The sequence below is a fragment of the Pseudomonas sp. MD195_PC81_125 genome (assembly GCF_014060985.1).
Taxonomy (GTDB): Bacteria; Pseudomonadota; Gammaproteobacteria; order Pseudomonadales; family Pseudomonadaceae; genus Aquipseudomonas; species Aquipseudomonas parakoreensis.
Window position 1 is genome coordinate 1 of record NZ_JABULD010000231.1, and the last position, 19729, is coordinate 19729.

The 19729-nt window shown below is 61.7% G+C and carries 11 protein-coding genes and 6 pseudogenes; 1 reads left to right on the forward strand and 16 read right to left on the reverse strand.

The genetic code is table 11. The annotated features are described in order from the left end of the window. The first annotated feature begins 133 nt into the window (after window positions 1-133). Window positions 134-1640: pseudogene (locus HT737_RS09925) on the forward strand (sensor domain-containing diguanylate cyclase). 149 nt (window positions 1641-1789) lie between these two features. On the opposite strand, the gene lpxC reads toward HT737_RS09925, so the two are convergent. The 16 genes and pseudogenes from lpxC to mraZ form a co-directional block, all read right to left on the reverse strand. Then, window positions 1790-2701 carry a UDP-3-O-acyl-N-acetylglucosamine deacetylase gene (gene lpxC, locus HT737_RS09930; RefSeq protein WP_007961638.1) on the reverse strand — a complete coding sequence of 304 codons (912 nt, stop codon included), beginning with the start codon at window positions 2699-2701 and terminating at the stop codon, window positions 1790-1792. A 112-nt stretch (window positions 2702-2813) separates the two neighbouring features. Then, complete coding sequence (gene ftsZ, locus HT737_RS09935) at window positions 2814-4010, reverse strand: cell division protein FtsZ (RefSeq protein ID WP_003228013.1); 1197 nt, start codon at window positions 4008-4010, stop codon at window positions 2814-2816. Between the two features lie 68 nt (window positions 4011-4078). After that, window positions 4079-5339 (reverse strand): annotated as a pseudogene (ftsA, locus tag HT737_RS09940) (cell division protein FtsA). Between the two features lie 15 nt (window positions 5340-5354). Next, window positions 5355-6222: pseudogene (locus HT737_RS09945) on the reverse strand (cell division protein FtsQ/DivIB). A 4-nt stretch (window positions 6223-6226) separates the two neighbouring features. Next, window positions 6227-7201, reverse strand: a complete 975-nt coding sequence (locus tag HT737_RS09950) for a D-alanine--D-alanine ligase (RefSeq protein WP_041073145.1) — start codon at window positions 7199-7201, stop codon at window positions 6227-6229. Next, entirely contained in the window at window positions 7198-8658 is a 1461-nt protein-coding gene (gene murC / locus HT737_RS09955) for a UDP-N-acetylmuramate--L-alanine ligase (RefSeq protein WP_007961634.1), read from the reverse strand. Before murC ends, HT737_RS09950 begins: the two co-directional genes overlap by 4 nt. Continuing rightward, window positions 8651-9720: pseudogene (gene murG, locus HT737_RS09960) on the reverse strand (undecaprenyldiphospho-muramoylpentapeptide beta-N-acetylglucosaminyltransferase). The gene murC and the pseudogene murG overlap by 8 nt, the downstream one beginning before the upstream one ends. Further along, a complete protein-coding gene (gene ftsW, locus HT737_RS09965) occupies window positions 9710-10927 on the reverse strand; it encodes a putative lipid II flippase FtsW (RefSeq protein WP_003228018.1) in 1218 nt (405 codons plus the stop codon). Before ftsW ends, murG begins: the two are co-directional and overlap by 11 nt. Further along, window positions 10924-12271, reverse strand: a pseudogene (gene murD / locus HT737_RS09970) (UDP-N-acetylmuramoyl-L-alanine--D-glutamate ligase). The gene ftsW and the pseudogene murD overlap by 4 nt, the downstream one beginning before the upstream one ends. A 5-nt stretch (window positions 12272-12276) precedes the next feature. Continuing rightward, window positions 12277-13359 carry a phospho-N-acetylmuramoyl-pentapeptide-transferase gene (gene mraY, locus HT737_RS09975; protein ID WP_025109289.1) on the reverse strand — a complete coding sequence of 361 codons (1083 nt, stop codon included), beginning with the start codon at window positions 13357-13359 and terminating at the stop codon, window positions 12277-12279. Further along, window positions 13359-14726, reverse strand: a complete 1368-nt coding sequence (gene murF, locus HT737_RS09980) for a UDP-N-acetylmuramoyl-tripeptide--D-alanyl-D-alanine ligase (protein ID WP_182402417.1) — start codon at window positions 14724-14726, stop codon at window positions 13359-13361. Before murF ends, mraY begins: the two co-directional genes overlap by 1 nt. Then, a pseudogene (locus HT737_RS09985) lies at window positions 14719-16183 on the reverse strand (UDP-N-acetylmuramoyl-L-alanyl-D-glutamate--2,6-diaminopimelate ligase). Before HT737_RS09985 ends, murF begins: the two are co-directional and overlap by 8 nt. Further along, window positions 16183-17922, reverse strand: a complete 1740-nt coding sequence (locus tag HT737_RS09990) for a penicillin-binding protein 2 (RefSeq protein ID WP_174376919.1) — start codon at window positions 17920-17922, stop codon at window positions 16183-16185. Before HT737_RS09990 ends, HT737_RS09985 begins: the two are co-directional and overlap by 1 nt. Beyond that, on the reverse strand, window positions 17922-18215 hold the full coding sequence (gene ftsL / locus HT737_RS09995) for a cell division protein FtsL (protein ID WP_041073157.1): 294 nt from the start codon (window positions 18213-18215) through the stop codon (window positions 17922-17924). Before ftsL ends, HT737_RS09990 begins: the two co-directional genes overlap by 1 nt. After that, on the reverse strand, window positions 18212-19159 hold the full coding sequence (gene rsmH / locus HT737_RS10000) for a 16S rRNA (cytosine(1402)-N(4))-methyltransferase RsmH (RefSeq protein WP_041073160.1): 948 nt from the start codon (window positions 19157-19159) through the stop codon (window positions 18212-18214). Before rsmH ends, ftsL begins: the two co-directional genes overlap by 4 nt. Continuing rightward, on the reverse strand, window positions 19156-19611 hold the full coding sequence (gene mraZ, locus HT737_RS10005) for a division/cell wall cluster transcriptional repressor MraZ (protein ID WP_003228026.1): 456 nt from the start codon (window positions 19609-19611) through the stop codon (window positions 19156-19158). The genes rsmH and mraZ overlap by 4 nt, the downstream gene beginning before the upstream one ends. Window positions 19612-19729: the final 118 nt, after the last annotated feature.

The window sequence follows — 19729 nt, forward strand, 5'->3', positions numbered from 1 at the left end:
AGACCCTTTTTTTGGGGCCGCTTCGCAGCCCATCGGGGATACATCCCCTCCCCACAGTAGATCTGTTTTAGTGTTATCCCCCGCAGTGTTTGTGCAACTAAGCTTATAAGATCCCCCAACTGATAACCCCATCATGATCGCGAGCCGTACCCCACCTCTGGCGGGCAAGCCCGGACGCCCCGAATTGCTGCTGATCTGCGGCAGTTCGCTGACCGTGATCGCGATTCTGTGCATCGTCACTTTTCTACTGATTCGTGAGCACGCCAACGCTCAGGAAGCGGCCACCCGCAGTGCCACCACCATCGCCCAGTTGATCGACGCCGACGTCCTGCGCACGGTCGAGTTGTACGACCTGACCCTGCAAGGCCTGATCGCCGCCGCCCAGCGCGATGACTTGCGCGACGTCACCCCCGCAGATTCGCCATCTGGCGCTGTTCGACCGTTCGACCACCGCGCGTTTCAAGGGCGACATCCTCCTGCTGGACAAGCATGGCGATGTGGTTGCCGACTCATCGCGGATCGAACCCAAACCAGGCAACTTCGCCGATCGCGATTACTTCCTTGCCCACGCCTTCAACCGCGATACCGGCATGTTCATCAGTCGCCCGTTCAAGACCCGCTGCGATTGCGACGACGCCAATCAGTGGCGCATCAGCTTCAGTCGGCGGATCTCCTCGGAAACCGGCGAATTCGCCGGAGTGGCGGTGGCGTCGATGAAACTCGACTACTTCGATCAGTTGTTCAACAGCCTCGACATCGGCAAAGACAGCACCCTGAACATCATCAACAGCGACGGCGTGCTGCTGGCGCAGAAGCCGCATCTGCAAAACGACTCCATCGGCAAGAGCTTCGGCAACCGACCCAACGTGGTACGGATTCTCGGCGACAAGGATGGCAGCGGCAGTTTTACCAGCACTTCGAGCATGGACCACCAGCAACGGCTTTACACCTATTCGCGGGTCGGCAACTTGCCGCTGACGGTGATGGTCGCGCTCTCCAGTGATGAGGTATTCGGCACTTGGCGGCGCACGGCGCTGTTGGTCAGTGGTGCCACCGGCGTGCTGTGTGCCGGGCTGCTGTGGCTGACCTGGCTGCTCGCCCGCGAGCTGCGCTTGCGCCAGCGCGCCGAACGCGAACTGGCGCAACTGGCTGCCACCGATGCGCTGACCGGCGTGGCCAACCGGCGGATGCTCGATCAGTCGCTGCGCCACGAATGGTTCCGCGCCCAGCGTTCGGGCAAGCCGCTGTCGGTGATGATGATCGATGCCGACCACTTCAAGGCGTTCAACGACCGTCACGGGCATCAAGCCGGTGACCAGGCGCTACGCGAACTGGCCAAGGTGATCACGGCGAACGTGCGCCGCCCCGGCGATCTGGTCGCCCGTTACGGCGGCGAAGAGTTCTCGGTGATTCTCGCCGAGACCGACAACAGCGGTGCCCGGCAAATTGCTGAACACATTCGTCAGGCGGTGGAGCAGATGCCGAGGGTCGAGGGCGCGGACGTGGCAATGACCGTCAGTATCGGTATCAGCACTTGGACATCGGCAGTCGAGATGTCGCTGGAACAACTGCTGTTTGCGGCGGACAAGGCGCTGTATCAGGCCAAGGAGAGCGGTCGCAATCGGGTTGTCAGTTCGTAAGATCAAAAGATCGCAGCCTTCGGCAGCTCCTACAGTTGGAATATCTTTCCCTGTAGGAACTGCCGAAGGCTGTGATCTTTTGCTCTTAATAAGGGCATAAAAAAAGGCCATCCGAGGATGGCCTTCAAAAAACTAGAGAGGTTTTTTACTTACACCGCCGCAACCGGGCGCATGTAAGAGATCGGTGCAGTGCTGGCGTCTTCGAACGTCACGACTTCCCAAGCATCTGTCTGCTCAATCAACTTGCGCAGCAGCTGGTTGTTCAGTGCATGACCGGACTTGAAGCCTTTGAACTCACCAATCAGGCTGTTACCCAGCAGGTACAGGTCGCCAATCGCATCGAGGATCTTGTGCTTCACGAATTCGTCTTCGTAGCGAAGGCCGTCTTCGTTCAGTACACCATCGGAATCCACCACGATCGCGTTTTCAACGCTGCCGCCGAGTGCGAGGTTGTGCTTGCGCAGGTACTCGATGTCACTCATGAAACCGAAAGTACGGGCGCGGCTGACTTCTTTTACGAACGAAGTGCTGGAAAAATCCACGCTTGCACTCTGGGTGCGGTCCCGGAAAACCGGGTGATCGAAATCGATCTCGAAGCTCACCTTGAACCCTTCGAAAGGGACGAAAGTGGCGCGCTTGTCGCCGTCTTCCACTGTCACTTCACGCAGGATGCGGATGAACTTCTTGGCGGCGTCCTGCTCTTCCAGGCCAGCCGATTGAATCAGGAATACGAACGGTCCAGCGCTGCCATCCATGATCGGGACTTCGGACGCGGAGAGCTCGACGTAGGCGTTATCGATGCCCAGGCCAGCCATGGCCGAGAGCAAGTGCTCTACCGTGTCCACTTTGACGTCGCCATTGATCAGCGTCGTCGACATAGTGGTTTCACCGACGTTTTCCGCGCGGGCAGGAATCTGCACCACAGGGTCGAGGTCAGCGCGACAAAACACAATGCCAGTGTCGACAGGCGCAGGCTTGAGGGTCAGGTAGACCTTCTCCCCGGAATGCAGGCCTACACCTGTGGCACGGATAATATTTTTCAGTGTGCGTTGTTTAATCATGGCTTGGGCCGCTTCAGCGCAAATTGCGAACTGGTATCAACAAAGGCTGGCGATAATAGCAGACCGAGCCTTTGCTGAACACCAATCACCGTCATAGCCCTGATACATTCCATCAATCGGCCTGACGACGCAGGAATGCCGGGATGTCCAGGTAATCCAGATCGTCCTGCGGGTTCATCTTCGCGGCAGTCGCAGCACCGGCCTGAGCCTGGTTGCGCATGACGGTCGGACGGTCCAGGTCACGGTAGTTCACCGCCGGAGCTTCCTGACGCGCAGGAGCCGGTTGTTGCACCTGAGCGGAAGCCATGGAGGTGTGAACGGTGTTGTCGATGACCTTCACAGGCTTCTCGATTTTCGCGCCCAGACCGGTGGCAACCACGGTAACGTGCAGTTCGTCGCGCATGTCCGGATCGATCACGGTACCGACCTTGACCATCGCGTGTTCGGAAGCGAAGGCTTCGATGATGCTACCCACGTCGGAGTACTCACCCAGGGACAGGTCAGGACCGGCGGTGATGTTCACCAGAATGCCGCGTGCGCCTTGCAGGTTCACGTCTTCCAGCAACGGGTTGCGGATGGCCGCTTCGGTCGCTTCACGTGCACGGTTCGGACCGCTGGCGCAGCCAGTGCCCATCATCGCCATGCCCATTTCGCTCATCACGGTACGCACGTCGGCGAAGTCGACGTTGATCATGCCCGGACGCTTGATGATGTCGGAGATACCGCGCACGGCACCGGCCAGTACGTCGTCAGCCTTGGCGAAAGCCGACAGCAGGCTGGCGTCTTTGCCGAGAATGGTCAGCAGCTTCTCGTTAGGAATGGTGATCAGCGAATCGACGCTTTCGGAGAGCATGCGGATGCCTTCGTCGGCGATCTGCATACGCTTGCGGCCTTCGAACGGGAACGGACGGGTCACGACCGCAACGGTCAGGATGCCCATTTCCTTGGCCACTTCGGCGATGATCGGCGCAGCACCGGTACCGGTACCGCCGCCCATGCCAGTGGTGATGAACACCATGTTGGTGCCGGCCAGCACTTCAGCGATGCGCTCGCGATCTTCCAGCGCAGCCTGACGGCCGACTTCAGGGTTGGCGCCGGCGCCCAGGCCTTTGGTCACACCGGTGCCCAGTTGCAGAATGGTGCGCGCGCCGATGTTTTTCAGCGCTTGAGCATCAGTGTTGGCGCAGATGAATTCAACGCCTTCGATGTTGCTCTTGACCATGTGGTTGACAGCGTTGCCGCCGCCACCGCCAACACCGATAACTTTGATTACCGGGCTTGCGGGGATGTTGTCTACGAGTTCGAACATTTTCCCTCTCCTTACATTCTCTAGTTTTTTCGCCTACTGCATTTTTGTAGCGGTGTTGCGGTAAAGCTTTAGAAGTTGCCTTGAACCCACTTCTTCAATCGGTCCAGCAACGGCGCCTGTGGCTCATCGTTGCTATAGCTGTCGCGGCTGCCGATGCCCGAGAACGAGATCCCGTCGGACTGCTTCTGCAGGCCGTACATCAGCAAGCCAACGCCAGTGGAATAAATCGGGTTGCGCACCACGTCATCCAGCCCCTTCACGCCGTGCGGCACGCCCAGGCGCACCGGCATGTGGAAGATTTCTTCGGCCAGCTCGGTGGCGCCTTCCATCTTCGAGGTACCGCCGGTCAGGACGATGCCCGCCGGGATCAGGTCTTCGTAGCCGCTGCGACGCAGTTCGGCCTGGATCAGGGTGAACAGTTCGTCGTAACGCGGCTCGACCACCTCGGCCAGGGCCTGACGCGACAGTTCGCGCGGCGGACGGTCGCCAACGCTTGGCACCTTGATGGTTTCGCCGGCACCGGCCAGTTTGGCCAGGGCACAGGCGTAGCGGATCTTGATCTCTTCGGCGTACTGGGTCGGGGGTGCGCAACGCCATGGCGATGTCGTTGGTCACCTGATCACCGGCAATCGGGATCACCGCGGTGTGGCGGATCGCGCCTTCGGTGAAGATCGCGATGTCGGTGGTGCCGCCGCCGATGTCGACCAGGCACACGCCCAGCTCTTTTTCGTCGTCGGTCAGTACCGAGTAGGCCGAGGCCAGTTGCTCGAGAATGATGTCGTCGATTTCCAGACCGCAGCGACGCACGCACTTTTCAATGTTCTGTGCGGCGTTGACGGCGCAGGTGACCACATGAACCTTGGCTTCCAGACGCACACCGGACATGCCCAGAGGCTCGCGGACGCCTTCCTGGTTATCGATCACGTAATCCTGCGGCAGGGTGTGCAGCACGCGCTGGTCGGCCGGGATCGCCACGGCCTGGGCAGCGTCAAGTACACGCTCCAGGTCAGCCGAGCTCACTTCGCGGTCACGAATCGCCACGATGCCGTGGGAGTTCAGGCTGCGGATGTGATTGCCGGCCACGCCGACGAACGCCGAGTGAATGCGGCAGCCCGCCATCAGTTGGGCTTCTTCGATCGCGCGCTGGATCGATTGCACGGTCGACTCGATGTTCACCACCACGCCCTTCTTCAGGCCGCGGGACGGGTGAGTACCGATACCGACGATTTCCAGCGTGCCGTCGTCCGCGACCTCGCCTACCAGCGCCACCACCTTGGAGGTGCCGATATCCAGACCGACGATCATTTTGCCGCTTTGCACGTTTGCCATGGGTCCTGCCTCTTCTTAATTCTTTGCGACAGCGGGTTGGGCTGTCGTCGGCGCTACTGGTTCCCGCCAGCCAACAGCGAGGCCGTTGGCGTAGCGCAGATCGATGCGCGCAATGTTCGTAATCTGGTCTTTAAGCGTCTTGTCATAGATGGCAATGAAGCGGCGCATCTTTTCCACCAGGTTGCCGCGTCCCAGCAGCAGCTCGATGCCGGGGCCGGAGCTACCGGCACCGGTGGTCAGGAACCAGCTGCCACGTTCACGCAGTTCCAGACGCGCGATCGAGAAACCCAGCGGCCGGAGCATCTGGCTCAGCACCTGATACTGCTGCATCACTTGCTGCTGGGCCCGTTGTGGGCCGAACAGCTGTGGCAGGTGTTCGTAGTTCGCCAGTTCCTTGGGCGTGAACGCCTGGCCCTGGTTGTTGAGCAGCGACTCGTCGCCCCAACGGGCCACGGGCAGTTGCTCTTCGAGGCGGATCACCACCTGGTCCGGCCACACCCGGCGTACTTCGGCGTGGGCGATCCACGGCATTTGCTCAAGCTCGGTGCGCATGCCGGCCAGATCAATGGTGAAGAAGCTCGACGCCACGTACGGGGCGATTCGCTGCTGCACCGCTTGCTGACTGATGTAGCTCAGGTCGCCCTGCACCGCGATCTTGGTGATCGGCCGGTCGGCATACGGCAGCAAACGCTGCGCGCCTTCGTAGGTACCGAACCCCAACGCCACCAGCAGCACCGGCCAGAACAGGCTTTTCAGAAAGCCGAAATTGGCTTTCGGCAGGCGCGCAGACATCGGCTCTTTGGCCACCATTCGGCTGGCACCCCGCGGCACCGGCTTGCGGCCGGGTGCGGGGTGGCTGATGTCTGAGCTGAGCGCCTTGCATGGTCTTAACCTCGCGCCTCTGTGTGACCGGAGCCTTCAACACTGGCGGCCAGAATGGCCAGAACCAGTTGCTGGAAGTCCAGACCGGCAGCACGGGCCGCCATCGGCACCAGGCTGTGATCGGTCATGCCCGGTGCGGTGTTCACTTCCAGGAACCAGAACTGCCCGTCGGCGTCCTGCATCACGTCCGCCCTGCCCCAACCGGCAATACCCAGCGCCTCACAGGCCTTGGCCGTGAGATCCATGAGTTCCTGTTCCTTGGCGGCATCCAGCCCGCACGGAATGCGGTACTGGGTATCGTTGGCGATGTACTTGGCGTCGTAGTCGTAGAACGTGTGCGGTGTACCCAGGGCGATAGGAGGCAACACCTGGTCACGCAGGGTGGCGATGGTGAACTCCGGACCTTGAATCCATTGCTCCACCAAGACTTGCGAATCGTAGGTACTGGCCGCTTTCCATGCGTCGATCAACTCGGACGCAGAACTCACTTTGGCCATCCCGATACTTGAACCTTCATGCGCCGGTTTGACGATCAAAGGGAAGCCCAGTTCCGTCGCCGCGGAAATACAATCGGCTTCGCTGCACAGCACGGCGTGACGCGGCGTCGGAATCCCGAGGCTGTGCCAGACCTGCTTGGTGCGCAGTTTGTCCATCGCCAGTGCCGAGGCAAGGATGCCGCTGCCGGTGTAGGGAATGCCGGCGCACTCGAGCAGGCCCTGCATCGAGCCATCTTCGCCGCCACGACCGTGGAGAATGATGAACGCACGGTCGATCTTTTCGCTCAGCAGACGCTGCAGAAAATCCTCGCCGACGTCGATCCCGAACGCGTCCACACCCGCGCTTTGCAGCGCATCGAGCACAGCGTTACCGGACTTCAGCGAAACCTCACGCTCGGCACTCATGCCACCGAACAGCACGGCGACCCGGCCGAAGTCTTTCGGCGCGATGGTGGAGAACAGGTTGGCGTAGGCAGCAGTCATTTCAACTTCCCCTCGACCGACGCCGCCACGGCGCCAGCGAACAATTCACTTTTCAACAGTTTCGGCGCGAGACCGCCGATATCCCCGGCGCCCTGGCACAGCAGGATGTCGCCGGCGCGCAGCAACGGCTTGACCAGCGGCGCGAGGTCGACACCGCGCTCGATGTAGATCGGGTCGAGCTGACCGCGCTGACGGATGCTGTTGCACAACTTGCGGCTGTCCGCGCCCGGGATCGGCTCTTCGCCGGCCGGATAGACTTCCATCAGCAGCAGCACGTTGGCATCGGCCAGTACATTGACGAAATCGTCATACAGATCACGGGTGCGGCTATAACGATGCGGCTGGTAAACCATCACCAGACGGCGCTCCGGCCAGCCACCGCGCACGGCTTTGATCACCGCCGCGACTTCGGTCGGGTGGTGACCGTAGTCATCGACCAGCATCACGTTGCCGCCGTCCACCGGCAGTTCGCCGTAGACCTGGAAGCGTCGGCCAACGCCCTGGAACCCGGACAGGCCCTGAACGATGGCTTCGTCACTGACGCCTTCGTCGGTGGCGATGCAGATGGTCGCCAGCGAGTTGAGCACGTTGTGGTTGCCCGGCATGTTCACGGAAACATCCAGCGGCTCGCGGTCAGGACGCAGCACGGTGAAGAAGGTCTGCATGCCTTGCTGGCGTACATTGATCGCGCGCACGTCGGCGTCTTCGCTGAAGCCGTAGGTCACGGTCGGACGCTTGACCAGCGGCAGGATTTCACGCACCACCGGATCGTCCAGGCACATCACGGCCAGACCGTAGAACGGCAGGTTGTGCAGGAACTCGACGAAGGTTTTCTTCAGTTTGTTGAAGTCACCGTCGTAGGTCGCCATGTGGTCGGCGTCGATGTTGGTCACCACCGCCACCAGCGGTTGCAGGTGCAGGAAGCTCGCATCGCTTTCGTCGGCTTCGGCGATCAGGTAGCGGCTGGTGCCGAGCTGGGCATTGGTGCCCGCCGCATTCAGACGGCCACCGATGACGAAGGTCGGATCCAGGCCACCGGCGGCGAACACCGAAGCGATCAGGCTGGTGGTCGTGGTTTTGCCATGAGTACCGGCGACGGCAATGCCGTGGCGGTAGCGCATCAGCTCGGCGAGCATCTCGGCACGCGGTACCACCGGGATACGACGCTCAAGAGCGGTCGCCACTTCCGGGTTGGAGGTGTTCACAGCGCTGGAGACCACCAGTACGTCGGCGGTGGCAGCGTTCTCGGCACGGTGGCCGATATAGATGTGCGCGCCGAACGATTCCAGACGCTCGGTCACCGGCGAAGCCTTCAGGTCGGAACCGGACACTTCATAGCCCAGGTTCAACAACACTTCAGCGATGCCGCACATGCCCACGCCGCCGATACCGACGAAGTGGATACGACGGATGCGGCGCATTTCCGGTTGTGGCATGGCTTTCTGATTCTCAACCATGGGCCACCTCCAGGCAGGTATCGACCACGCTGCGGGTGGCATCGGGTTTGGCCAGACGGCGGGCCGCTTGGGCCATTTCTTCGAGTCGTTGCGGTTGCATCAAGACCTCTGTCAGGCGCGCGGCAAGGTCCGCGGCACCAGTCGTTCTTTGTGGCATCACGAAGGCTGCGCCTTCACGGGCCAAATAATCGGCGTTGCGGGTCTGGTGATCGTCGATCGCGTGGGGCAAAGGCACCAGCATCGAGGGCAGACCAACGGCAGCCAGCTCACTGATGGTCAGCGCGCCAGCGCGGCACACCACCAGGTCAGCCCAGCCATAGGCCTGGGCCATGTCTTTGATGAACGGCTGCACCTGCGCATCCACGCCGGCGGCGCGATAGCGCTCTGCAGTCACTTCATCGTGGTTTTTGCCGGCCTGATGAAACACGTCCGGACGCAAATCGGCAGGGACTTGCGCCAGGGCTTCAGGCAGCAACTTGTTCAACGGTTCTGCGCCCAGCTTCCGCCGAGGATCAGCAAACGCGCTTTGCGCCCGGCCAGAGCCGGTCGCGATGTTTCGAGGAACAGCTCGCTGCGCACCGGGTTTCCGGTGGTACGGCGGCTGTCCGACAGAGTAAAGGTGTCGGGGAACGCTTCACACACCCGGGCGGCGAACGGCACCAGCAACCGATTGGCGGTGCCGGCCACGGCGTTCTGCTCGTGAACGATCACTGGCACACCGGCCAGTTTCGCGGCGATACCGCCAGGCCCGGTCACATAACCACCGAAGCCGACCACGCAGACTGGACGCAGCTTGCGAATCACCGCCCGCGCCTGCCACACCGACTTGAGCAGCATGAACGGTGCCTTGAGCAGCGACAGCTTGCCCTTGCCACGCAAACCCGTGGCATTGATCCGGTGCAGTTCCAGACCTGCAGCCGGTACCAGATCGTTTTCGATCCCGCGTGGCGTGCCGAGCCAGTGCACGGTGTAACCGCGTGCCTGGAATTCGCGGGCACAGGACAGCGCCGGAAACACGTGGCCGCCGGTGCCGCCGGCCATGATCAATACGTTAGCGCCCATGGTTCGGCTCCTCGGCGAAGTCGCTCTCATGGAATTCCATCTCTTCACTGCCCAGGTGGGTCCGACTCTCCCACTCGATCCTCAGCAACAGGCCAAGGCAGGCGCAGCAGATCACCAGGGAACTGCCGCCATAACTGAGGAACGGTAGCGTCAGGCCCTTGGTCGGCAACAGGCCGACGTTCACCCCGATGTTGATCAAAAACTGACCGATCCACAGGAACGACAGGCCGTAAGCCACATAAGCGGCGAAGAACTGCTTGGCTTTCTCCGCCCACAGACCGATGTACATGCCGCGAATACACACGAAGACGAACAGCGCCACGGTGCACAGCGAACCGACGGCGCCCAGCTCTTCGGCCAGCACCGAGAATACGAAGTCGGTGTGCGCTTCCGGCAGGTAGAACTGTTTCTGCACGCTGTTGCCCAGGCCAACACCCAGCCACTCACCGCGACCGAAGGCGATCAACGCCTGCGACAACTGATAACCGGCGCCGAACTGGTCGGCCCACGGGTCGGCGAAGTTGGTCAGACGCGCCATTCGATAAGGCTGCATCTGAATCAGCAAGACCACCGCCCCGACTGCCAGCACCACCATCAGCGAGAAGCGGAACAGCCCGACTCCGCCAAGGAACAGCATCGCCGCCGCAGCCCCCATCATTACCACGGTGGCACCGAAGTCCGGCTCCATCAGCAACAGGCCTGCCATCGGCAGCAGCACGATGAACGGCTTGAAGAAGCCCATCCAGCTCTCGCGCACTTCTTTCTGCCGACGCACCAGATAACCGGCGAGGTAAATCACCACAAAGACTTTGGCGATCTCCGACGGCTGTACGTTGAAGAAGCTGAAACCGATCCAGCGCATCGAACCGTTCACTTCACGGCCGATCCCGGGGACGATCACCATCACCAGCAGACCGAATGCACCGATCAGCATCATCCAGCCCAGACGCTGCCAGGTGGCAATCGGAATCATCATGGTGATGATGCAGGCACCCAGGCCCAGCGCCACATAGATCAGGTGGCGAATCATGTAGTACAGCGCGCTGCCCGACTGCGCCGCCGCCACTTCGGTGGAGGCCGAGGCAATCATGATCAGGCCCAGGCCCAGCAGCGCCAGGCAGCCGGCGAGCATCGGGAAGTCGAGGTCGATGCCACGGCCGGTGATGATCGGTGACGGGTACGGTTTGATGATATTGCGCAGGCTCATGCCAGATCCTCCACGGCGCGGACGAACTGGTGACCACGGTCTTCGTAATTCTTGAACATGTCGAAACTGGCGCAGGCTGGCGACAGCAGCACCACGTCACCCGGTTGGGCGACTGCGCGGCATTGCGCAACGGCGTCGACCAGCGAGGTCGCGCGAATCAGTGGCACGGCGTCACCGATGGCCGCGCCGATCTTGTCGGAGTCGCGGCCCATCAGGATCACGGCGCGGCAGTTGGCCGCCACCGGATCGCGCAAGTCGTTGAACTCGGCACCCTTGCCGTCGCCACCGGCGATCAGCACAACCTTGCCGTCGATATCCGCACCCAGGCCTTCAATGGCGGCCAGTGCGGCGCCGACGTTGGTGGCCTTGGAATCGTTGTAGTAACCGACGCCGTCGAGATCACGCAGCCACTGGCAGCGGTGTTCGAGGCCGGTGAAGTTACGCAAGGCATCAAGCATGGCGTCGAACGGCAGGCCGACCGCATGCCCCAGCGCCAGCGCCGCGAGGGCATTGGCCTGGTTATGCGCACCGCGCATTTTTCAGTTCGCGCACCGGCATCAGGTTCTGGAATTCGAAGGCCAGGTATTTCTCGCCGTCTTCTTCGCGCAGGCCGAAAGCCTTGAAATCCGGTTTGTTCAGGCCGAAGGTCCAGCACGGCTGGCCCTCGCCGATCAGCGGACGGCTGAGTGCGTCCTGACGGTTGACCACGAACTGCTTGGCGCCACGGAAGATCCGGTGCTTGGCCAGGTGATACGCCGGCAGGCCGCTGTAGCGATCCATGTGGTCTTCGCTGATGTTCAACACGGTAGCCACTTCAGCGTTGAGCTGGTCGGTGGTTTCCAGCTGAAAACTCGACAGTTCCATCACGTACAGCTCGACGTCGTCGCTGAGCAGGTCCAGCGCCGGCGTGCCGAGGTTGCCGCCCACCGCGACGCGTTTGCCGGCCGCAGCCGCCATCTCGCCGACCAGGGTGGTGACGGTGCTTTTCGCGTTGGAACCGGTGATGGCCACGATCGGCGCCCGCGCGTTACGCGCGAACAGCTCGATATCGCCGGACATTTTCACGCCACGGGCGGCAGCGGCTTGCAGGGCCGGGGTCGCCAGCGCCAGACCGGGACTCACGTAGAGCTCGTCGGCGCGGCACAGGAATTCGACGTCCAGCTCGCCACAACGCACTTCCACGTGCGGATAGTCACGCTTGAGCGTGGCCAGTTCCGGTGGATTGTCCCGCGTGTCGGCAACGGCAAACGACACGCCCCGGTTCGCCAGGAAGCGAACCAGGGACATGCCGCTCTTGCCGAGGCCGACAACGATGCGGAAGTGGTCAGAAGCGATCAGAGACACTCGTTCTACCTCAGCTTCAGGGTGGCAAGGCCGATCAGCACGAGAATCACGGTGATGATCCAGAAACGGACGATCACGCGTGGCTCGGGCCAGCCCTTGAGTTCAAAGTGGTGGTGAATCGGTGCCATGCGGAACACACGGCGCCCGGTCAGCTTGAAAGAGGCCACCTGGATAACCACCGACAGGGTTTCCATCACGAACACACCGCCCATGATGAACAGGACGATTTCCTGACGGACGATCACCGCAATGGTGCCCAGTGCCGCGCCGAGTGCCAGAGCACCGACGTCGCCCATGAAGACTTGCGCCGGGTAGGTGTTGAACCAGAGGAAGCCCAGACCGGCGCCGATCAGCGCGCCGCAGAACACGATCAGTTCGCCTGCGCCCGGCACGTAAGGAATCAGCAGGTATTCGGCGAATTTCACGTTACCCGACAGGTAGCAGAAAATCCCCAGACCGCCGCCGACCATCACGGTCGGCATGATCGCCAGACCGTCGAGGCCGTCGGTCAGGTTGACCGCGTTACTCGAACCGACGATCACGAAGTAGGTCAGCACGATGAAACCGGCGCCCAGCGGAATGCTGTAGTCCTTGAGCATCGGCAGGATCAGCGTGGTCTCCACAGGCGTGGTGGCGGTCATATAAAGGAAGATCGCTGCGCCCAGGCCAAAGACCGACTGCCAGAAATATTTCCAGCGGCTTGGCAAGCCACGGGAGTTCTTCTCGATCACTTTGCGGTAGTCGTCGACCCAGCCAATGGCGCCGAACAGCAGAGTCACCAGCAGCACGACCCAGACGTAGCGGTTGCTCAGGTCAGCCCACAACAGGGTGCTGACACCGATGGAAGACAGAATCAGCGCGCCGCCCATGGTCGGCGTACCCGACTTGGACAGGTGCGATTGCGGGCCGTCGTTGCGAACGGACTGGCCGATCTGACGGTTCTGCAGGGTGCGGATCATCCACGGGCCGTAGCACAGCGACAAAACCAGCGCGGTCAGCACACCGAGGATCCCGCGAAGGGTCAGGTACTGGAAGACCGCGAAGCCTTTGTAGAACTGTTGCAGATACTCCGCTAGCAGCAGCAGCATTAATGTTTCTCCAGACTGGACCCGCACAGAGCCGCAACGATGTTTTCCATCGCTGCACTGCGCGAACCCTTGATCAATATGGTGGTGTTTGTGTCCTGCTCGGCGTCGAGGGCCTGGATCAGTTCGGCTTGCGTGCCGAAGTGATGCGCCTCTTGGCCGAATGCGTTCACGGCGTGGACCATGTTCGGCCCGACCGCGTAAAGCGCGGAAACCTTGCCCCGGGCGTATTCGCCCACGTCGCGGTGCCCCTGCTCCGCCCAGTCGCCCAACTCGCCGATATCTCCGAGCACCAGGACGGTGCGGCCGGAAAAGCCGGCGAGTATATCAACGGCAGCGCACATGGAGGTGGGGTTTGCGTTGTAAGTGTCATCGATCACGCGCATGCCGTTCTTCGCCAGTTGCGCGACGGTGCGACCCTTGACCGGCTGTACCGCACCAAGCCCGGTGGCAATGCCGAACAGCGACACGCCCAGGGCGTGAGCGGCAGCGGCGGCAGCCATGGCGTTGGCGACGTTATGGCTGCCGAGCAGGTTCAGTTGAACGTGCTCCACACCTTCAGGTGTATGCAGGTTGAAGGCCGGGCAACCCCGGGCATCGGTGTTCAGGTCGCTGGCGTAGAAATCTGCCTGCGGATTGCTCAGGGAGAAGGTCAGCACCTTGCGTGCGCCGGCGCGGAGCTTCCAGATGCCAAAGGCCTTGTCGTCGAGGTTGAGCACGGCAATACCATCTGCCGCGAGACCGTCGATGATCTCGCCCTTGGCCTCGACGATTTTTTCCGGCCCGCCGAACTCGCCAACGTGGGCAGTGCCAGCGTTGTTGAGGATCGCCACATGCGGCTTGGTCAGCCCGACGGTGTAGGCGATTTCGCCCAGACGCGAGGCGCCCAGTTCGATCACGGCGGCAGTGTGTTCCGGCGCCAGTTCGAGCAGGGTCAGCGGCGCGCCGAGGTCGTTGTTCAGATTGCCGCGGGTTGCCAGCACCGGACCGCGGGTACGCAGGATGCTCGCGAGCATTTCCTTGACCGTGGTCTTGCCGCTGGAGCCGGTAATGGCCGCCACCGGTTGCGTGAACGCGGCACGGTTCAGCGCACCCAACTGGCCGAGGGCCTGACGGGTGTCCTTGACCAGCAGTTGCGGCAAGGTGCTGTCGGCGACTTCACGCTCGACCAGTGCCGCCACCGCGCCTTTGCCGGCGACATCGTTCAGGTAGTCATGACCGTCAAAGCGCGGGCCAGTCAGGGCAATAAACAGTTGGCCAGCGGTGATCGCACGGCTGTCGATGCTGACGCCATCGAAACTGGCGTCGCTGCTGATCAGACGTGCGTCGAGCACGTTGGTCAGTTCGCTCAATGTCAGGGCCTTAAGCATGGGCCACCTCCCACGCGGTGAGGGCATGATCGGCCTCGACCAGATCGGAGAAAGCGTGCCGCTCGCCGTTGATTTCCTGATAGTCCTCGTGGCCTTTGCCGGCCAGCACGATCACGTCATCGGCCGATGCAGCAGCGATCAGCTGGGCAATCGCCTGACCACGGCCGGCGACGAAGGTGACTTTATCCACAGCGGTGAAACCGGCGCGGATGTCGTCGAAAATCTGAGCCGGATCTTCGGTGCGCGGGTTGTCATCAGTGACCAGTACGCGATCGGCCAGACGCTCGACCACTTCGGCCATCAGCGGACGCTTGCCGCGATCACGATCACCGCCACAGCCGAACAGGCACAGCAACTGGCCTTTGACGTGTGGACGCAGCGCGGTCAGAACTTTTTCCAGGGCATCCGGGGTGTGGGCGTAATCGACCACCACCAGTGGCTGAGTGCCGCCACCCAGACGCTGCATGCGCCCGGCCGGGCCTTCAAGTTTCGGCAGCACCTTGAGGATTTCGTCGAGCGCATAGTCCAGACCGAGCAAGGCGCCGACCGCCGCCAGTACGTTGCTCAGGTTGAAACGACCGAGCAGCGTGCTGCGCAGATGGTGTTCGCCCTGCGGCGTGACCAGCGTGGCGCGTACGCCGTGGTCATCGAACTGCGCTTCGCGGACATACAAATAGGCGCTGCTGTCGAGCAGGCTGTAACTGATCAAACGCGACTCGCGTTTTTCGCCGGCCAACTGCCGACCGAAATCGTCGTCGAGGTTGACCACGCGGCACTTCAGGTCATTCCAGGCGAACAGCTTGGCCTTGGCCTCGGCGTACGCCTGCATGGTGCCGTGATAATCCAGGTGGTCGCGGGACAGGTTGGTCATCACCGCGACGTCGAACGCCAACGCAGTGACCCGGCCCTGATCCAGACCGTGGGACGACACTTCCATGGCCACGGCTTTGGCCCCGGCCTTTTTCAGGTCGGCCAGAGTGGCTTGCATGGCGATCGGATTCGGCGTGGTGTGCAGGCCGCTTTCCAGCGCGCCATGGAAGCCGGAACCCAGCGTACCGACGATGCCGCAATGCTGACCAAGCAGATCGAGTGCCTGCGCGACCAGTTGGGTCACGCTGGTTTTGCCATTGGTGCCGGTAACACCGATCAGGTTCAAGTGATGGCTCGGCTCGCCATAAAAGCGCCCGGCGATGTCGGACAACTGCGCCGCCAGGCCTTTGACCGGAATCAACGGCACTTCGGTGATCGGCAGCACGGTGGCGCCTTCCACTTCATACGCAACCGCAGCCGCGCCGCGCTGCAAGGCATCGGCGATGTGCGCACGGCCATCGAACCTGCCACCGGGCACAGCGAGGAACAGGTCGCCCGCGCGCACGTTGCGGCTGTCCAGCGCCAATTCACGGATCAACAGATCATGGCCGGCGTGGGGGGAATATCTTGTTCAGACTCAGAGACATCAGCCGCGCCCTCCATTGGCTTTCAGCGGAACGACCGGGGTAGCGTTGGCCTGTTGGGTAGTCGGCAGGTTGTCCGGGGTCACGTTCATCAGGCGCAGGGTGCCGGACATCACACGGCTGAACACTGGCGCCGACACCAGACCACCGAAGTAACCGGCCTTGGACGGCTCATCGATCACCACCACGATGGCGTAACGCGGATCGCTCATCGGGCCGAAACCGGCGAACAGCGAGCGGTAGGAGTTTTCGGCATAACCCTTGGTGCCCACCGAAGTCTTGCGCGCAGTACCCGACTTGCCTGCCACGTGATACGCCGGCACCTGCGCACGGAACACGCCGCGCGGTGCTTCGATCACTTGCTGCAGCATGCCTTGCATGGTTTTCGCGACCGCTTCCGGCAATACCTGAGTGGTCTGCGGCGGCTTGTCGGTTTTGATCAGGGTCAGCGGCGCCAGACGACCGTTGTTGGCCAGCGCCGAGAATGCGTGCACCAGCTGGATCGCGGTCACGGAAATACCGTAGCCATAAGACAGTGTCGCGGTTTCGGCTTTGCGCCAGTCGCGGTAGTTCGGCAGGTTGCCGACACGCTCGCCGGGGAAGCCGAGGCCGGTGTCCTGGCCCAGACCGACTTTCTGCGCGAGACGGTAAATGGTCTCACCGCCAATATCGAACGCGACCTTACTCATGCCGACGTTACTGGAGTTGATCAGAATCCCGGTCATGTCCAGCACCGGGCCTTCGGTCTTCGAAACGTCCTTGATCGTGTACTTGCCGATCTGCAGCGAGCCCGGATACACCTCGACGGTGTCGGTCGGTTTCCAGCGCCCGGATTCGATCGCGGCACTCATCGAGATCGCTTTCATGGTCGAACCCGGTTCGAACACGTCGATCATCGCGCGGTTACGCATCATCGCCGGTTGCAGGTTGCGACGGTTGTTCGGGTTGTAGGTCGGCTGGTTGACCATGGCGAGGATCTCGCCGGTCTTCACGTCCATGATCACCAGGCTGCCAGCCTTGGCGCCGTTCTCGATGATCGCGTTGCGCAGCTCGCGGTTCGCCAGGTATTGCAGACGCAGGTCAATCGACAACGCCAAGGGCTTGCCGGCCTTGGCGTTCTTGGTGACCTGGACATCCTTGATCAGCCGACCGCGCCGATCCTTGATGACCTGCCGCTTGCCCGGCACCCCGGCCAGCCACTCGTCGTAGGCCAGCTCGACGCCTTCACGCCCGTGATCGTCAATGTCGGTAAAGCCGACCATGTGCGCGGTGACTTCACCGGCCGGGTAGAAGCGGCGGAATTCTTCGATGCCGTAAACGCCCGGCACTTTCAGGTCGAGCACAGCCTGGCCCTGCTCGGGGGTCAGCCCGCGCACCAGGTAAATGAATTCTTTGTTGGCCTGAGCTTCGAGACGTTCGGCCAGGGCTTTCGGATCCTGCCCCAGCGCCGCGGCCAGTGCCGGCCACTTCTCTTTGGCCGTCTGCATTTCCTTGGCGTTGGCCCACAGCGTCGTCACCGGGGTACTCACGGCCAACGGCTCGCCATTACGGTCGGTGATCAGACCACGGTGAGCAGGAATCGGGATGTGACGGAGACTGCGCGCGTCGCCCTGCCCCTTGAGGAAGTCACGGTCAACCACTTGCAGGTCGATGATGCGCCAGCAGATCGCCGCGACCATCACGCCGAGCAGAGCCACCATCAGGCGGAAGCGCCACGGGAAGAGTGCGCCTTCGAGTTTCATCATGGCGCCACCATCTTCACGTCAGCCGCGCCCGGAATGTGCATTTTCAATTGTTCAGTGGCCAGCACTTCGATGCGGCTGTGCGCTGTCCAGGTGCTTTGCTCGAGAATCAGGCGCCCCCACTCAGCCTGCGCCTTGTCACGCACACTGAGTTCGTTGTACAGGGTGTTAAGCAACTGCCGGTTCCAGTGCGCGCTGTAAGACACGCCGATGGCCGACACGAGCACGCCGACAAACAGCAGCAGCATGATAAAGCTGCCGCCCGGCAGGGGCTTGGCGAAAAGCTTGCTCACCGCAACTTCTCCGCGACACGCATGACAGCGCTACGGGAACGTGGGTTGGCTTTGAGTTCGGCGTCGGAGGCCGTCTGCGCTTTGCCATGGATTTTGATTTTCGGTTCGAACGCCACGTGGCGCACGGGCAGGTTGCGCGGCAGGTTGTCGGCTTCGCCTTTCACCAGTTTGCGCATGAACAGTTTGACGATGCGGTCTTCCAGCGAGTGGAAGCTGATGACCACCAGACGGCCACCGACCTCCAGAGCATCCAGTGCGGCTTCGAGGCCGGCTTCCAGATCGCCCAGTTCGTTGTTGACGTGAATGCGCAAACCCTGGAATGCACGGGTCGCCGGGTTCTTGCCCTTCTCCCACGCCGGATTGGCGACTTTCAGAACTTCGGCCAGATCAGCGGTGCGCTCGAACGGCTTGATGTCGCGGCGCTCGGCCACGGCACGGGCCATGCGTCCGGAGAAACGTTCTTCGCCGTATTCCTTGAACACCCGGGCGATTTCTTCCACCGGCGCGGTGTTGACGAATTCGGCGGCGCTGATGCCACGGGACGGATCCATGCGCATGTCCAGCGGGCCGTCATTGAGGAAACTGAAGCCGCGCTCGGCGTCATCCAGTTGCGGCGACGACACGCCGAGATCGAGCAGGATACCGCTGACCTTGCCGCTCAGCCCTTGTTCGGCAACCACCGAACCCAGTTCGGCAAAGCTGCGCTGCACAACGACAAAGCGGCCGTCTTCGGCCGCTAGCGTTTGCCCGGTGGCAATCGCTTGAGGATCCTTGTCGAATCCGATCAGTCGGCCGTCCGGCCCAAGCTGGCTGAGGATCAGCCGACTATGCCCGCCGCGCCCGAACGTACCGTCCAGATAGCAGCCATCAGGACGTACGGCGAGAGCCTCGACGGCTTCGTCAAGCAGTACGGTGATGTGGTTAAAGCCGCTATCAATAGTCACAGGATCAAATCACGCAGTTCGTCAGGCATGGCGCCCGGTTGTTGAATAGCAGCAAGGTCAGCGGCAGACACCGCGTTCCATGCATCCTCGTCCCACAATTGGAACTTGTTCAGTTGGCCCACCAGCATCGCTTTCTTATCAAGCTTGGCGTATTCGCGCAGACGCGGTGGAACCAGAAAACGACCACTGCCATCGAGCTCGAGGTCGACGGCATTACCAATCAATAAACGCTGCAGGCGACGGTTCTCTTCGCGCAGCGAAGGGAGTGCACGCAACTTGGTTTCAATAATTTCCCACTCGTCGAGCGGGTAGACACACAGGCACGGATCAACGGCATCAATGGTCACGATCAACTGGCCGGAACTACGCGAAACGAGCTCGTCACGGTACCGGCTCGGCATGGCGAGACGGCCCTTAGCATCGAGACTGATAGCGTTAGCTCCGCGAAACACGTCAGCGTTTCTCCAATTTTTATCGTTTTGAGCTCAAAAAACCCACTTCATGCCACTTTCCGCCACTTGCGCACACTATAGGAATGCGCCCACCACACCGTCAAGGCGCGGATTAAAG